General features: G+C 44.8%; 17 protein-coding genes, 1 tRNA gene and 1 riboswitch. Of the genes, 13 read left to right on the top strand and 5 right to left on the bottom strand.

Features of this window, described 5'->3' with window-relative positions; translation table 11 throughout:
• The 9 genes from AACU59_RS09855 to thiH all read left to right on the top strand — a co-directional run.
• Positions 1 to 276: IS3 family transposase (locus AACU59_RS09855; RefSeq protein ID WP_161437739.1), on the top strand; the 276-nt coding region annotated here is incomplete at its 5' end.
• Between the two features lie 285 nt (positions 277 to 561).
• Positions 562 to 650, top strand: a tRNA-Ser gene (locus tag AACU59_RS09850).
• Between the two features lie 368 nt (positions 651 to 1018).
• Positions 1019 to 1402, top strand: a complete 384-nt coding sequence (gene crcB, locus AACU59_RS09845; RefSeq protein ID WP_094144652.1) for a fluoride efflux transporter CrcB — start codon at positions 1019 to 1021, stop codon at positions 1400 to 1402.
• A gap of 52 nt (positions 1403 to 1454) precedes the next feature.
• Positions 1455 to 1553, top strand: a riboswitch (TPP riboswitch).
• Between the two features lie 109 nt (positions 1554 to 1662).
• A complete protein-coding gene (gene thiC, locus AACU59_RS09840; protein WP_094144651.1) occupies positions 1663 to 3612 on the top strand; it encodes a phosphomethylpyrimidine synthase ThiC in 1950 nt (649 codons plus the stop codon).
• Between the two features lie 4 nt (positions 3613 to 3616).
• Positions 3617 to 4912, top strand: a complete 1296-nt coding sequence (thiE, locus tag AACU59_RS09835) for a thiamine phosphate synthase (RefSeq protein WP_094144650.1) — start codon at positions 3617 to 3619, stop codon at positions 4910 to 4912.
• Entirely contained in the window at positions 4902 to 5690 is a 789-nt protein-coding gene (locus tag AACU59_RS09830; protein WP_094144649.1) for a HesA/MoeB/ThiF family protein, read from the top strand. Before thiE ends, AACU59_RS09830 begins: the two co-directional genes overlap by 11 nt.
• Positions 5678 to 5887: a sulfur carrier protein ThiS gene (gene thiS, locus AACU59_RS09825; RefSeq protein WP_019281194.1), complete on the top strand. Its 210-nt coding sequence runs from the start codon at positions 5678 to 5680 to the stop codon at positions 5885 to 5887. The genes AACU59_RS09830 and thiS overlap by 13 nt, the downstream gene beginning before the upstream one ends.
• The gene (locus tag AACU59_RS09820; protein WP_094144648.1) at positions 5888 to 6652 is read left to right on the top strand and encodes a thiazole synthase; all 765 of its coding nucleotides are present in this window, start codon (positions 5888 to 5890) and stop codon (positions 6650 to 6652) included.
• 2 nt (positions 6653 to 6654) lie between these two features.
• A complete protein-coding gene (gene thiH / locus AACU59_RS09815; RefSeq protein WP_094144647.1) occupies positions 6655 to 7767 on the top strand; it encodes a 2-iminoacetate synthase ThiH in 1113 nt (370 codons plus the stop codon).
• 191 nt (positions 7768 to 7958) lie between these two features.
• On the opposite strand, the gene AACU59_RS09810 is transcribed toward thiH, so the two are convergent.
• Both AACU59_RS09810 and AACU59_RS09805 read right to left on the bottom strand, forming a co-directional pair.
• Complete coding sequence (locus AACU59_RS09810) at positions 7959 to 9749, bottom strand: aminopeptidase P family protein (protein WP_176428507.1); 1791 nt, start codon at positions 9747 to 9749, stop codon at positions 7959 to 7961.
• A 158-nt stretch (positions 9750 to 9907) separates the two neighbouring features.
• On the bottom strand, positions 9908 to 10849 hold the full coding sequence (locus AACU59_RS09805; protein WP_026027502.1) for a LysR family transcriptional regulator: 942 nt from the start codon (positions 10847 to 10849) through the stop codon (positions 9908 to 9910).
• A 116-nt stretch (positions 10850 to 10965) separates the two neighbouring features.
• Between AACU59_RS09805 and AACU59_RS09800 the strand changes: the two genes are divergently transcribed.
• Both AACU59_RS09800 and tsrA read left to right on the top strand, forming a co-directional pair.
• Complete coding sequence (locus tag AACU59_RS09800) at positions 10966 to 12165, top strand: multidrug effflux MFS transporter (RefSeq protein ID WP_235652717.1); 1200 nt, start codon at positions 10966 to 10968, stop codon at positions 12163 to 12165.
• A gap of 90 nt (positions 12166 to 12255) precedes the next feature.
• Positions 12256 to 12537 carry an H-NS-like global regulator TsrA gene (tsrA, locus tag AACU59_RS09795; RefSeq protein ID WP_017044523.1) on the top strand — a complete coding sequence of 94 codons (282 nt, stop codon included), beginning with the start codon at positions 12256 to 12258 and terminating at the stop codon, positions 12535 to 12537.
• Between the two features lie 77 nt (positions 12538 to 12614).
• Here tsrA and asnC read toward each other — a convergent pair whose 3' ends face one another.
• Positions 12615 to 13079, bottom strand: a complete 465-nt coding sequence (gene asnC / locus AACU59_RS09790; protein WP_161437738.1) for a transcriptional regulator AsnC — start codon at positions 13077 to 13079, stop codon at positions 12615 to 12617.
• A 155-nt stretch (positions 13080 to 13234) separates the two neighbouring features.
• On the opposite strand from asnC, the gene AACU59_RS09785 reads away from it, so the two are divergent.
• Positions 13235 to 14014 (top strand): class I SAM-dependent methyltransferase, encoded by a 780-nt coding sequence (locus AACU59_RS09785; protein ID WP_010319578.1) that lies wholly within the window; start codon positions 13235 to 13237, stop codon positions 14012 to 14014.
• Positions 14015 to 14125: 111 nt separating this feature from the next.
• Positions 14126 to 14572 (top strand): hypothetical protein, encoded by a 447-nt coding sequence (locus AACU59_RS09780; protein WP_094145080.1) that lies wholly within the window; start codon positions 14126 to 14128, stop codon positions 14570 to 14572.
• Between the two features lie 153 nt (positions 14573 to 14725).
• On the opposite strand, the gene AACU59_RS09775 is transcribed toward AACU59_RS09780, so the two are convergent.
• Positions 14726 to 15601 (bottom strand): carboxylate/amino acid/amine transporter, encoded by an 876-nt coding sequence (locus AACU59_RS09775; protein ID WP_094145081.1) that lies wholly within the window; start codon positions 15599 to 15601, stop codon positions 14726 to 14728.
• 56 nt (positions 15602 to 15657) lie between these two features.
• Complete coding sequence (locus AACU59_RS09770) at positions 15658 to 16083, bottom strand: universal stress protein (RefSeq protein WP_010319581.1); 426 nt, start codon at positions 16081 to 16083, stop codon at positions 15658 to 15660.
• Positions 16084 to 16219 lie beyond the last annotated feature (136 nt).

Genomic DNA, 16219 nt, shown 5'->3' with positions numbered 1-16219 from the left:
AGTCAGTACTGCTCAAAAGATTATCGAGATCTCATAACTGCTTATAATCTAAAACAAAGTATGAGTAGGAAAGGAAATTGCTGGGACAATGCTTGTGTTGAGAGCTTCTTCCATTCTATGAAAGTTGAAGCAATCCAAAATGAGCCGATTATGACGAGAGACCAGATGCGCCAAACGATCTTCGAGTACATAGAGGTTGATTATAATCGGACGAGAAGGCACAGTGCTCTTGGGTATCTAAGCCCAGTTAACTTTGAACAGCAAAATGTCGCTTAATGAAGTGTCCAGTCTAGCTGGAGCAGATCACTATGAGTGATTACCAGAGCGTCATTGTCTGCTGAATGTGTTGGAAGATTCTCGGTGGGATGGTTTCGCTAATCGCTAGTGGAATTGCCGCAATGTATCCATTGCTACATACATAGTTAGAAATTTAGCCCTCAGCCTAGACGTGGTGCTAGTTGGTCAGTGATTCTCGATACGACTTGTCGATGCAATTCCGTGGTGAGCACATTGCAGTACATTAGCTTGCGAAATCTCCATAAGGTACAAGCCAACATAACCAAGGGTGGTATTCGGTTATATCTTTATAGAGCGTAACCCACGGATTCCAAATCCGCGTGTTGGGAGTTCGAATCTCTCCACCCCTGCCATCTATCAAGCCTCCGCAGAAATGCTGAGGCTTTTTGCTATCTGTGCACTATCCTCTATGATAGCAATCCGAAAAATTAACTAATTCCGTTTACCTCATCCCTTCGGCACATTTTTGTGGCCAGATCTCTGTACTCAAGCTGTATCCAAGAAAGCGATCCCGAGCGTGAAATAGCCTTAATTAGATCATATTGTTACTTCAATTGGCATTAAGAGCGGTTTAGCTTATCCATTTACTCAGTAAGTGACGGATGTAACTTTTTAAAAGCACTAGATTATCAGCATAACTTCCCTTGATTATTTTAGTAATTAGGTTCGATTTATTATGCTTAGCGGTTAAAATAACGACGGTTACTTTTAGGAATTCGTTATGGGACAGCTGTCTATTTTAGGTTTTATTGCATTAGGTGGCGCATTTGGCGCATGTGCACGTTATCTAGTTACCGAGCTATGTGTGTTCTTATTAGGACGCGGGTTTCCTTATGGAACGCTCACCGTTAACGTTGTCGGCTCATTTATTATGGGATTATTGATCGCTGCTTTTGAGAGTGAATTACTTGCAACTGAGCCATGGCGCCAGATTATTGGTTTGGGTTTCTTGGGTGCATTAACCACATTTTCTACATTCTCTATGGATAATGTATTGCTGATGCAGCAAGGAGCCTTTCTGAAAATGGGTGTTAATATCTTATTAAACGTCGTACTAAGCATCTCAGCGGCTTGGATAGGTTTCCAGTTGTTGATGAGAAGTTAACGAAATCATAATTTCATCTTGGTTAATGGATAGTCTTTCCCTATAATCGTGACTCAACTTGTCGGAGTGCCATAAGGCTGAGACCGTATTTTCGGGATCCGTTGAACCTGATCAGGCTAATACCTGCGAAGGGAACAAGAGAATATAACCTGCTGGTGATCTATCTAGCGTTATATCCTTAAGATCAAAATTCCATTTTGATCAACTCTTGTGCATTAATCCGTCAAGCATTTATCCCTAGTACAAAAAAGGAAGATGCTATGTCGAGTCGCAAACAAGCGAGACTGAAAGCCAAACAATTCATTGACACATTGTCTGTCGAACCCTACCCAAATTCTTCTAAAATCTATATTACTGGTTCACGTTCGGATATCCGCGTGCCAATGCGTGAGATTAAACTAGCTGACAGCTTGGTCGGGGGCACAAAGTCCTCACCGATTTATCAACCGAATGAATCTATATGTGTTTATGACACTTCAGGTGTCTATACCGACCCATCTCATACTATCGACTTATATCAAGGTTTGCCTAAATTAAGGGATAAATGGATCGCTGATCGGGATGATACCGAGTGGCTTGATGAGGTCAGTTCTGCTTACACTAAAGAACGTTTATCTGATGATACATTGGACGAACTACGTTATGGGAACCTGCCAGCCATACGCCGAGCAAAGAAAGGGAAGTGCGTTACTCAACTTCATTATGCGCGGCAAGGTGTTATCACACCCGAAATGGAATACATTGCCATTCGCGAAAATACGCGACGTGGAGAGTGTATGGATGCACAGCTGAGCCAGCAACATGCAGGGATTCATTTGGGGGCTAATTTACCAAAGCAAATAACTCCTGAGTTTGTGCGTCGTGAAGTTGCCGAAGGACGAGCCATCATCCCGTCGAATATTAACCATCCTGAATCAGAGCCGATGATCATTGGTCGTAATTTTCTCGTCAAAGTGAATGCGAATATCGGTAACTCATCCGTCTCTTCATCAATTGAAGAAGAGGTTGAAAAATTGGTATGGGCAACCCGCTGGGGTGGGGATACCGTGATGGATCTCTCTACTGGGCGCAATATTCACGAAACTCGAGAATGGATTTTACGTAATAGCCCCGTACCGATTGGCACTGTGCCTATGTATCAAGCATTGGAAAAAGTAAATGGTATTGCGGAGGATTTATCATGGGAAGTAATGCGAGATACCTTACTTGAGCAAGCGGAGCAAGGTGTTGATTACTTTACAATTCATGCTGGTTTGTTGCTTCGTTATGTGCCAATGACCGCGAAACGTGTTACTGGTATCGTTTCGCGTGGCGGCTCTATTATCGCTAAATGGTGTTTAGCCCATCATACCGAGAGTTTTCTTTACACTCATTTCCGTGAAATTTGTGAAATTTGCGCCAAGTATGACGTTGCCCTTTCCTTAGGGGATGGACTACGGCCAGGATCCATTGCCGATGCTAACGATGAAGCACAATTTGCAGAGCTGCGCACTTTAGGTGAGTTGACCAAAATAGCGTGGGAATATGATGTACAGGTCATTATTGAAGGCCCTGGCCATATCCCCATGCATTTGATTAAAGAGAATATGGATGAACAATTAAAGCATTGCCATGAAGCGCCATTCTATACCTTGGGCCCATTAACTACCGATATTGCTCCGGGATATGATCACATCACTTCCGGCATTGGCGCTGCGATGATTGGCTGGTATGGTTGCGCGATGCTTTGCTATGTAACACCGAAAGAGCACCTTGGTTTACCAAACAAAGAAGATGTTAAAACGGGTTTAATTACTTATAAATTGGCAGCACATGCTGCAGACCTTGCGAAAGGGCACCCGGGAGCACAAGTGCGCGATAATGCTTTATCGAAAGCACGTTTTGAGTTTCGTTGGGAAGATCAATTTAATCTTGCATTAGACCCAGTTACGGCGCGTGCTTTTCACGATGAAACTCTTCCGCAAGAGTCTGGTAAAGTCGCGCATTTTTGCTCAATGTGCGGGCCGAAATTCTGCTCGATGAAAATCTCTCAAGAGGTTCGAGAGTATGCGCTAGATACCAAGCAAGTTGCTGCTGATGCGCTCATTTCCGTTACGCTGCTAGATGACCCGTTACAAGGCATGAGACAGAAATCGCAAGAGTTTAAAGCCTCAGGATCAGAGCTTTATCATCCTGCTGTTAGTCAACGGTCAGTCGTTAGCGAGGAGTAATTAGATGATTCAATTACTTATACCCCGCGATGACATTGCGTTGACTGCTCAAGTACAACAGGTTTTGCTATTGGCCAAGCATCATGGTTTTGATATCGATGATATTTTTTTGGGTGCCAGCCCAACTTTATATTGTCAATTAGTAACGCCGTCATGTTCATCTTTGATTGGCAGTAATTCCTTAGCCTCGTGCGAAGATGCACTAAGTGTTTTAACTGATAAGCCCAATTTATTCTTGCAATACCAAGTCAATTTTTGCGCTCAAATGCCATTCGATCACTCCCAGAAACGAGAAACTTGTTTGGTCAAAATAGGGCTTATAGCTGCTGACTCACACGACTATGTCGATGAGTGGTATCACGGAGAAGAGCTGCGTCGTATAAGATATTCTACGAATGCTCATGCTGCTGATGCAAAGAGTGAGCACTTTGCTTGGGTTCTATCATTGTTGTGTCTCGACTTTCCACTAGAGGATGCTTTAGTGGTTGCTCGCGCGGCAATGAGTGTTTCACGTGAAACATGGCCAACGGATAGCCGATATTTTCCTCAGCTACAACATTCAGTAGCTGGCATCTTTGCTGACGATAAACAAAATCATATCTGTTTTCCAAAGATAGACAAAAATATTGGCCTTTACCCTGTTGTGGATAGCGCTGAGTGGGTCGAGCGGTTATTGAAGTTTGGTGTAAAGACAATCCAACTGCGAATCAAAGATTCAACACGTCTTGATTTCGAATCACAAATTATTGCCGCTATTGAGCTTGGACAAGCCTATCAAGCACAGGTTTTTATTAATGATCATTGGCAGCTTGCGATAAAGCATGGTGCTTTTGGCATTCATCTTGGACAAGAAGATCTCACCAATGCAGATTTAGCACAAATTGCTCAAGCTGGGATCTGTTTAGGCATTTCAACTCACGGCTATTATGAGATTCTGAACATCGCTTCACTAAATCCCAGCTATATCGCTTTGGGTCACATATTCCCAACCACCACCAAAATTATGCCCTCTAAGCCGCAGGGGCTTGTTAGGTTGAAACTTTACCAGCAGCTAATTGAGAGTTTAAGTTGTGCCGCCAACTCAGATGAAGCTGTAAGTGCAAAAACACCCACAGTTGCAATTGGCGGAATTAACCTAGAGAACGCATTGCAAGTTTGGCAGTGCGATGTATCAGGCTTGGCCGTTGTACGTGCAGTGACAGAAGCAAAATCACCTCAGTTGATCATTGATAGTTTCAATCGAATCATACAAAACCGATTACCAAGTAGTGCTGAGGAGGTATGTGATTATGCTTTCTGATGCGCAATTTATCCGTTATCAAAGACAACTTGCGCTCCCTGAAATAGGTGAGAATGGACAGCAATCTTTACTTGATAGCCGAGTGCTGGTTATTGGTTGTGGTGGTTTAGGGTCTGCGGCCGTTTTGTATTTGGCGAGTGCTGGTATTGGACAACTGGTAATAGTGGATGATGACCGAGTTGAAAGCAGCAACTTACCTCGGCAGGTGATCTACCGAGAGAGGCAAATTGGTCAAACCAAAGTCGATGCGATGGCAGAACAAATTAAAGCCATCAACCTTGATTGCAGAGTAAGAGCGATATCTAAACGCCTTATTGGTACTCAGCTCGAACTGGAAGTGCTTAATGCTGATGTCGTTCTTGACTGCACGGATAACATCCATAGTCGTCAGCAAATTAACCAGTTGTGCCGCAAACTAATTAAACCATTGATTTCAGGTTCGGCTATTGGATGGAAGGGGCAAGTCATTGCTTTTGATCAACTGCCGTTGTCACCTTGTTATCACTGTTTAGTGCCTGATAGCGAACTGCCTGCCGCGCAGCGTTGTAATGAATTCGGTATTCTGGGGCCTGTCGTCGGAATCATCGGAACCCTGCAAGCTTTACAAGCCATCATGATATTGACTCGACAGACGATGCGTAATGCTAACCAACTGACACTGTTTGATGCTCATTTGTTTCAATTCCAAACCTTAAATGTTGTTAAAGATCCTCAGTGCGAGGTGTGTGGGTACCCACAGGCTGAACAGATGAAGGGAGAAGCCACATGTCAGATATAACCATCAAGATTAATCAGCAGTTTCATCAAGTTTCAGCGGGAACCAGTATTACGGATCTCACCAAACTGCTTTCTATCACTATTACCGGTTGTGTGTTTGCCCTGAATCAGAGCGTGGTGCCACGTAGTGCGTGGTCAACGACCCTATTAAGTGAAGGCGACCAAATATCGCTGTTTCAAGCCATTGCAGGAGGCTAAATGTTAACGATAGCGAATAAACAGTTTGAATCTCGCCTGTTCACTGGAACGGGGAAATTTGCCAACCGAGAGTTAATGACAAAAGCTATTGCCACATCTGGCTCACAAATGGCGACGATGGCATTAAAGCGAGTCGATCTTAATCAATTAAATGATGATATTTTAGCGCCACTTATCGAGTCAGGCGTCCATCTTTTACCCAACACATCGGGTGCGAAAAATGCGAAGGATGCGATTTTTGCTGCCCATTTAGCGCGTGAAGCGTTATCGACATCGTGGCTGAAGCTAGAAATTCATCCCGATCCTAAGTATCTGATGCCTGACCCTATCGAAACGTTAAAAGCAGCGGAACAATTGGTGAAAGATGGATTTACCGTATTGCCTTATTGTCATGCTGACCCTGTACTCTGTAAGCGTTTAGAGGAGGTGGGGTGTGCGGCCGTAATGCCATTAGGTGCGCCAATTGGATCGAATAAGGGGCTGGTCTCACGAGATTTTTTAGAAATCATCATCAACCAAGCTCGTGTACCCGTGATTATTGATGCCGGTATTGGCGCGCCATCGCATGCGGCTTTTGCGATGGAATTGGGCGCGGATGCTGCCTTAGTTAACACCGCAATTGCGGCCGCGCGCGATCCGATACAAATGGCGTTGGCATTTAAGTTGGCGGTGGAGTCGGGTCGAATGGCTTATGAGGCTGGGCTTGCAACTCAGGTTCATCATGCTATCGCATCCAGCCCTCTAACTGCATTTTTGGATCAATAGCGATGAGCTTTTTAGAACGTTTCAAACAACTCGATTGGGACGATATTGCGTTATCAATCCGTTCCAAAACAGCGTCAGATGTCGAGCGAGCATTGCATAAAGAGAAGCGCGATTTGGAGGATTTTAAGGCATTAATCTCTCCTGCTGCTGAGCCTTATATCGAGCAGTTAGCGCAACTTTCTTACGCACTGACGAGGCAACGCTTTGGCAATACTCTTTCTTTTTATATCCCGCTTTATCTTTCAAATTTGTGTGCCAATGCGTGCACTTATTGTGGATTTTCGATGGAGAATCGCATCAAGCGGCGTACATTAAGTTTGCATGAAGTTGAACGTGAATTGGCAGTTATCAAGCAGATGCAGTTTGATAATGTCTTGCTGGTCACTGGTGAGCATGAAACCAAAGTAGGCATGAACTATTTCCGGCAGATACTGCCGTTGATAAAGCGTGAAGTCAGCTATGTTGCTATGGAGGTTCAACCGCTTCAGCAAGCGCACTATGCGGAGCTAAAGAGCTTAGGTTTAGATGCGGTAATGGTATATCAAGAGACTTATCATCCATCGACTTACGCTTTACATCATCTGCGTGGCAACAAAATGGATTTTAACTTTCGCCTTGAAACACCGGACCGACTTGCCCGGGCGGGGATTGATAAGATTGGTCTTGGCGCTTTGATTGGCTTGGAAGATTGGCGGGCCGATTGTTTTTACGTGGCCGCTCACCTGGATTATCTTGAAAAGAGATATTGGAAGACGCGCTATTCAATTTCGTTTCCTCGCTTGCGACCTTGTGAAGGTGGGCTGCAACTTAAATCGGTTATGTCTGACAAGCAACTGGTTCAGCTCATCTGTGCATTTCGCTTGCTCAATTCAGAAGTGGAACTCTCGCTTTCTACCCGCGAATCGGCGCACTTTAGGGATAAGCTCATTCCACTGGGGATCACCAGCATATCGGCGGGATCAAAAACACAGCCTGGAGGTTATGCAATGCAAGAGGCCGAGCTTGAGCAATTTGTGATTAGCGATGAACGTACAGCCGCACAAGTTGCCGTCGCTGTTAAAGGGCAAGGCTTTGAAGTTGTGTGGCGAGATTGGCATGCTGCCTATTCTGGATGAGGTCATGGCTTGCACGTTTCACGTGAAACATATGGATGCATTAAAGCATGATGATTTAGCTAATTAAGGTGAGTTCGAGTTAAGAGAATCATAAGTTAAAGTAAAGGCGACCCGAGGTCGCCTTTCATCTTTCTAGGTTAAGTTACTACAGAGAGATTTCTTACAGCACATTTGTTTTATCATGTTGAAGTTTAATCATGCTCAATAGTTAGCGTCGCTTGGCGCAACCACGCTTTGTTATCACCCTCAACGAGTGGACCAACTTGATCCCATACTTTTTGATGATAGTCATTTAGCCATGTGAGCTCTGGTCGAGTTAACATATTGATGTTGATCGCGCGCTTATCAATTGGGCAACGCGTGAGAGACTCAAACCCCAACACAGAGAAATCACCTTGTGTTTCAACTTCGACCACCAGTTCTAAGTTTTCTATACGAATGCCAAACGCATCGGCACGGTAATAACCGGGCTCGTTCGACAGTACCATACCTGGCAGCAGTGCGACGTTGTTGAAAACTTTGCTGATGCGTTGTGGCCCTTCATGGACACTCAAAAAGTGGCCGACTCCATGACCAGTGCCATGATCATAATCGAAGCCATTAGCCCATAGGTGCTGACGGGCAAGTACATCAAGCTGATGACCACAAGTGCCTTTTGGAAAGCGTGCTCTGGCTAGTGCAATATGACCTTTAAGCACTAAGGTGAACTGTTTTTTCATCTCTTCACTGGGGTTACCAATAGCAATGGTACGCGTAATATCAGTCGTACCATCACAATATTGGCCGCCAGAATCGACAAGATAAAGTGAGTCTTGAGCTAATTGTCCTGGTTTTACTTGGTTGATGTGGTTGTAATGGCACATAGCTGCATTACTGCCTGCCGCTGAAATAGTATCAAAACTAAGATCGGCTAGAGTAGGGTCTTCCTCTCTAAATGCTTGTAAGCGGTCAGATAAATAGCCTTCGTCGTGCAGTCTTTGACTTGCCACTTCATTATCCAACCAAGCAAGAAATTTCGTCATCGCCACACCATCACGCACGTGGCACGCTTTCATTCCAGAGACTTCGGTTGCATTTTTTGCCGCTTTTAGCAGTAAGCACGGATCGGCGTCATTAATGATTTCAGCAGCGGAATTTTGTAAAGTCAGCGTAAACCATGCATTACTGGTGGCAGGATCGATCATCACCTTTTTACCTGCGAGTAAGTTAAGCTGCTTTTCTAATTGATCTGGATGGTGAACGCGAACGCCGCCACCGACATGCTTGTCAAATTCCGCAGGAAGACGAGCAGGGTCAAGGAAGAAATCGACGCTGGAGTCAGCATAAATAATGGCATGGGAAAGTAATACTGGTAATCGGGAAACATCAAGGCCACGGATATTTAACAGCCAGCAGATGGAATCAAGTTCTGTCAGTACCGCCGCATCAATCTTTTTCTTACTCAGCTGATGAGCTATTTGCTCACGCTTATCATGGCTACTGATACCGACGAGTTCATTACCCATCAAGCGCACTGCTGAAATTGCAGCGCTAGGACGGTCTTTCCATAACTCATCGATTGGATTATTGCCGACGGCAATAAGCTGTAACTCATCAGACAATTTTGCCTGTGCCGTTTTAAGCCAGCTTGCTCGATGCATGCGCGGATCAAATCCCACTTTACTACCTGAGACCAATGCGCTTTGGAGCCAATCGAGAACGGGTTCTTCAATCAAGTGACGGTACTCAAAGGTTGCCTCTGGCACTTGTTTACGAACTTGCACGGTATAGCGGCCATCCACAAAAATAGCCGCGCTATCGTGGGTGACCACAGCCGCGCCTGCCGAGCCAGTAAAACCAGTTAACCAATGCAGGCGTTCGTTGTGTTGCGGTACATATTCCCCGAGATATTCATCTTCGTGTGGAATGATGATGGCATCAAGCCCTTGCTGTGTGAGCCAGCCACGTAAGGCTGATACGCGTTGTGCGATTGAATCATGCATCTGTGTTATATCCTTTCTCATAACCGTCCGTTGTAGGTGTAGGGAACTGTGCAAATCCATAGCAAACCCTGACTTTATTATTGTGTCTATGGGGTTGTGGCGATGGGGACGAGCTTCAATAAACTACTCTTTTTATCGAACTGGCGCAAACCGCAGCTTCATCTGAGATGCAGTGTTTTGGTTTGGATCATCTGCCTTAACCAGCTCAATGCGGGGTCACTTTCTCTGTCTCTGTGCCAAAATAACGTATAAGCCATAGGTGGAAATTCCATCGGTAATGGCAACACGACGAGATCCATCTGCTTGGCTACTAGGTGGGTGAAGTGGCTCGGCGCGGTAAAGATAAAATCAGTATAAGTACAAAGGCTGGCGGCACTATTAAAATCCGGTACTGTAATTGCGATGTCCCTTTCTCGGCCGATATCCGCCAAGCGATAGTCGAGTAGCCAGCGATCATTACCATCGCAGCGTACTTGTACGTGACGTAGCGATAAATAGCGCTCTAACGTCCAATTATCTCGCAATGCTGGGTGGTCTTTACGTACCACGCACATTTGGCTATCTCGATAGATCTCTTGCTCACAGATATCACTGGGTGGCAGCATCGTTAATTTGGCATCATTGATATCAATGTCCTTGCCGGTAATGCCTAAATCCAACTCACCAAGCTGCAATTTCTTAAAGGTTTGGTCATTCCAAGAGTGAGTATTGATGTTGAGATTTGGACCTTGGCTGAAAATAGCGGGCAAAAAATGGGGGAGAATCAATGGGTAGACGCTTTCTACTGCCGCAATATGAAAACGGTATTCACTGCTTTGTGGTGAAAATTGTTGTGGTTGAGTGAGTAGCTCGAGCTGATTGATGAGAGTGTCGAGTTTGGGTTTGAGATAGAGCGCTTGCGGCGTTGCCTTTAAGCCATGTGAATTACGAATAAACAACGGGTCATTAAACTGCTGACGAAGCTTGGCAAGCGATTTACTGACGGCAGATTGACTCAAACAGAGGCGATGGGCGGCGCGCGTTACGTTCAGTTCTTCTAGCAGTACGGACAGACAAACAAGCAAATTAAGATCGATTCTGGCTAATTTTTCTATATTCATCTGTATTTCCATTTGGGAATAATTGTGATGAGTATAAGCCATTTCTATTCATATCATCATTGCTCTATTATAGCCGAGTTGTAAAAGTGTGTTCTTTCTCATTACTGGAGTGTTTCGTGAAGCAAATAACCTCTGACGCGCATAGCAAGCGTCAATTGGCATTACTGATTTTGTTGGTTCTGTTTAGCCCGTTAGCGATTGATATTTATCTACCAGCTTTACCGCAAATTTCTCAAACGTTTCACGTGGAACACGCTTATGCACAAGATACGATTACTTGGTTTCTGTTTGCTATGGGAGTCGGTCAACTCTTTGCTGGCCCGCTAGCGGACAAACTCGGTCGTCGAACTGTTGCATTAGGAGGGATCAGTATTTATGCATTGAGTGCTTGCTTGGCGTGGGCCGCTCAAAGTATTGAATGGATGCTGATGGCTCGGCTACTACAAGGCTTCGGTGCGTGCGCGACATCGGTAGCGGCTTTTGCAACAGTTCGCGATATTTTTGGTCCACAACGTAGCGGCAAAATGATCAGCTACTTAAATGGTGCAATCTGTTTTATTCCTGCATTAGCGCCAATCCTTGGTAGTTGGTTAACTCAGCAATTTGGCTGGCGCAGTAACTTCAGCTTTATGGCTAGTTTTGCCGTGGTCGCGGGTTTAATGATGGTGATTGGTATGAAAGAAACCAACCCACAAGCCACCGAACAGCAAGCGTTCTTTAAGTTATCGCGTTACTGGTCCGTATTGAAAACACCATCTTTTCTCTTCCATGCTTCATTATGTATGTTAGCGATGGCGGTTATTTTAGCCTATGTCACTTCTGCCCCAGTGGTATTAATGGAAGGTTATGGATTAACCATGAACGAATTTACTTTCTGGTTTGGACTCAATGCCATCATTAATATCGTTGCCTGCCTAAGTGCGCCGAAATTTATGGATAGGTTTGGTACCCATATGGCGCTCGTGGTTGGAATTGGCACGTTATTGATTGCGGGGACTACCATGGTCGCGCTGGCACAACAGAAAACGGCGATTGCCTTTATGCTGCCCATTTTTATGTCATCAATCGGTTTTGCTTGGATTCTGGGAGCGGCCGCAGGAAAAGCACTGGCGCCATTTGGTGACCGTGCGGGAACCGCCGCAGCACTGCTTGGTTTGTTTCAGATGAGTGGTGCTGGCCTGTTAGTTGGCACCATGCAGCGTGTTGGGTTAGAGCCTCAGATATTAATTGCACTGCAAATGTGGCTGATTGCGCCAGCGTTGTTTATCCTATTTTCTAAAGCAGGGCGTTATTGGCATCAATTAGTGGTGAATTAATAAATTGTCACCTGCTGTTTTATATTCTTTTTAACGGGTGTATATTTAGTCACTTAATTATTTCAATTGCACTTTGGAAACGAAACAACAATGTCAATGACAACCTATGAAATGGCTCGAATTTGGGAACAACTCGACGAGTCTCCAGAAAAGGTCATGTTCGGAAAATTGCTGAATGAATTAGGCAACCAAAGTAGTGAGCGTATTCGCAGTGCCGCCAAACAAGTACCATTACCAGTTCTGCGTGATTTAGTCTTTCAGTTTCAACAAGTGATTGAAGCGCGTAAAGGCGAGCAAGTCGAAATCATGGCGAAGGAATTGGCAAAGCAGGGTATTTCGGCTGAAGAGCTTTTAACTTATCTGAACAAATAATTTATTATCAGTACCGATGCCATAGCCCGGAATTTAGTTTCGGGCTTTTTATTGCGTGGTGTTTGCGGCTTCGGTGATTAAGGATTCACATTTCGGTTAATCGGGTTCTGCAAGGAAATAAGCGTCTCTGTGGATTGCACTTCATCAATTGCCTGTAATTTGTCGATCAGCACAAATTGTAATTCCTCAATCGAGCGGCACATTAACTTCACAAAAATATTATAGGCTCCTGTGGTGTAATAGGCTTCCACCACTTCATCCAGCGCATTGAGTTTGGCGAGCGCCGAATGGTAGTCTCGCGCGGCATTGAGATTGATACCGATAAAACAACACACGTCATAACCCAATTTTTTGGTATTGACGATCACTTCCGTACCCTGAATGATATCGGCCGATTTCATCTTTTCAATACGAACATGGATAGTGGCAGGACTAACGTTGAACTGCTTGGCCATTTCTGCGTAGGGCGTGCGTGCATCGTCCATTAAAATTTTTAAAATGGCGCGGTCGAGTTCGTCCAGTTTAGCGGTATTGGCTTGCATTACAGCATCCTTATCATTGAAATGGTTCGCTCAGTTTATCACTGGTCGTTGTTTCTCGTAAGCCGCCGTTTAAGAAAAGCGATAAGCTTTAGTCACGTCAGTGAAAATTGGGTAAACTCAAGCCTCCTCATTATTTCCTTGGTTTCGGAGTTAACTTGCAGCTACAACTGATTTGCGAAGTTCCTGCTCAGCAAGCACATTTGGATACATTAGCCGCGCGTTGGGGATTAAAACCATGCGCTGAGAGCCCATTTGCCTTGGTATTAACTCAGTATCGTCTTGAGTTGCGTAAACTGGATGAGCCTAAACTCGGCGCTATTTATGTCGATTTAGTCACGGGGGCGGTTGCTCACCGACGTAAATTTGGTGGCGGTAAAGGTCAGTCGATAGCCAAAGCTGCTGGACTAAACAAAGGAGCGACACCGACCGTGTTAGATGCAACGGCTGGGTTAGGTCGTGATGCTTTTGTGTTGGCCTCGCTCGGCTGTAAAGTGCAAATGGTCGAGCGGCATCCCGTTGTGGCCGCGCTGCTCGATGATGGTTTAGAGCGTGCCAAGCAAGATGCGGAGATTGGCGGCTGGGTAAGCGAGCGAATGTCGTTACTTCACGCTTCGAGTCATGATGCGCTCGAAAAACTGGCGCAAGATGAAGATTTTGTAAAGCCAGATGTGGTGTATCTTGACCCCATGTACCCGCACCCGGAAAGTAAAAAACAAACGGCTTTGGTAAAAAAGGAGATGCGCGTCTTTCAATCGCTGGTGGGCGCTGACTTGGATGCTGATGCATTATTAAATCCAGCCTTGAGTTTGGCGACCAAACGCGTGGTGGTGAAGCGTCCTGACTATGCCGATTGGTTAGACAAACAAAAGCCGAGTATGGCGATTGAAACCAAGAAAAATCGTTTTGATGTGTATGTGAAAGCGGCGATGATCTAACGCATTCAATACGTTAGCTTTGGCGAGAAAATCTCGTTGCCCATAGATGTAATTTAGTGCTTGCTTAATCGTGTTTGGAATTGTATATCTAACTAATAATTATTCCTATTCGTGATTAAGGTGTACATGAATAAGCGTTTATGCAAATTGAACCGACACGATATTACTAGCCAGCTTGGGGATATCCATCAGATTGTGGCTGCGCCAACATTTCTTTGTCGCTCATGTGCTCGTTCATCATCGGATAAAAACACGCTGTGTAAGCCTGCTGCTATTCCGAGTGCATCGACAAAGCTTGTTTCGGAAGGGAAGAAACAACTGCGCTCTGGTACGTCAAATGGCATGACGGACAAAGGTAAAAAGGTCGCCAAGCGATCGGAAAAACAGAGCAAGAAAGCGTTAAAAAAACAGAAAAAAGTACTGAAGAAGTTAGAGAAAGTGCTGAAACAGCAGCAAAAACTGTTAAAGAAACACCCGACATTACAAGTAACGTTTGCCGATGTGAATCAACGAATTTCTGCGGTTAGTGAACGTTCACTACAACGGCAGATTCACTAAAAACAGATAGTTTACTAAAAATAGATGGTTTACTGAAAACGGATGGTTTACTGAAAACAGATGGTGAGTTAACCCGAGCCACGTTAAGCCTCTTTTTCAACAACAAAGCCCGCGATGATAGCGGGCTTTGTTGTTTTCAGCGTTCAACCTGATTCAATGAGTACGGCTGGCAGCGACTTTGTGTTTTACCCAAGCTTCATTGACCCACAGTGAGAGCAAAATGATCACGCCGCCAATTGCAAGGCGCATTAAATCTACGTCGCGATTCCAAATCAGAATGTTCACCACTAATCCGGCGGGAACCAGCGCATTATTCATAATCGCTAGTGCGCCGGCATTGACTAAACAGGCTCCTTTGTTCCACACAAAGTAACCAAGCCCAGAAGCAATTACCCCTAAGTAGATCAAAATACCCCATTGCAGAGAGGTCGTGGGCAGTTTTTCACTATTACCAAACAGCAAAAATGCCACGCTTGCCACCACCAATGCTCCTAAGTAGAAGTAACCGAATACACTGTGTTGCGCTAAAGCGATGGTCTCTTTTTCCATGACGTATTTATAAGCCACTTGGCCGATAGCAAAACAGAGGTTAGCCCCTTGCACCACCAAAAAACCGAGCAAAAAGTGCTCGTTTATTGCCGCAAATTTAATAAAAACGGCACCGATTACGGCAATGGCCGCCGTCACTAAGTACCACGGAGAAAAGCGACCTTTCAGTAGATCGTAGATCAGCGTGACGTAGATTGGCGTAAACACCGTAAACAGCAAAACTTCAGGAACCGATAGCAGTAAAAATGATTGATAGTAGAAACAGTACATCAGGCCCAGTTGAATTCCACCAATGGTCATCAACTTAGCGATCAACGGAGCGGGAACGGTTTTAAACCTGATCAAAGGTAGAAATACTAAGCTCGCCAATGCAACGCGCATCCAAACCGCGAACCAAGAATCAACTTGACCGGCGAGATAAACGCCGATCAAGCTAAATGAAAATGCCCAAAGCAGGGTGACTGCAGAGAGATAGGCCATAACAAACAACGCTGAACAGTAAATAACCCGCAGTCTAACCGAGTTTTGGCTTGTCGTCAGTCGTGAAGTGGTATTACAAGCATGTCGACTGGCGAACAGTTAATCAGTTGCCGAGTGGATGAGAGTAACTTGCTCCAAAAATCTTGATGATGACCGCAGACCACCAAATCAACACTGAATTCAGCGATAGTTTCGCATAGCTCATTACTGAGGTCACCGCTGCCTACTAGTGTATGGCGGATAGGGTATTGCGCGTGTTCCGCTAAGGCTTGCAGCTGTTTTTGTGACGCTTCCATCGCGTGATGTTGAGTTTCTGCTAAATTGATATCAATGAGTCCGGTATACAGCTCGGCATAGTTGACATCAATGTGAATGAAAGAAACGTCAGCATCGAGTGGTTTTGCCAGTGCAACAGCTTTGTCGACTAAGAGTTTACTGTCTTCTGAAAGATCAATGGCAACCAAAATATGTTGATAACTCATTGTATTATCTCCTGATGGGGTACTGATTAAAGATTAGCACTGAGGCCGAGAGTTTTTTGTCGCCGTGATCTCATATCCGCATACCTGACTCAAAGTGTTATGGTGAGGTTCATGGTATAGTCAATTCAAATCGTTA

Origin of the sequence: Vibrio sp. V23_P3S9T160, assembly GCF_963886625.1 — a bacterium.
Lineage (GTDB): Bacteria > Pseudomonadota > Gammaproteobacteria > Enterobacterales > Vibrionaceae > Vibrio > Vibrio anguillarum.
The sequence above is the reverse complement of the archived record's forward strand: the minus strand, read 5'-3'. Positions and strand labels throughout refer to the sequence as shown.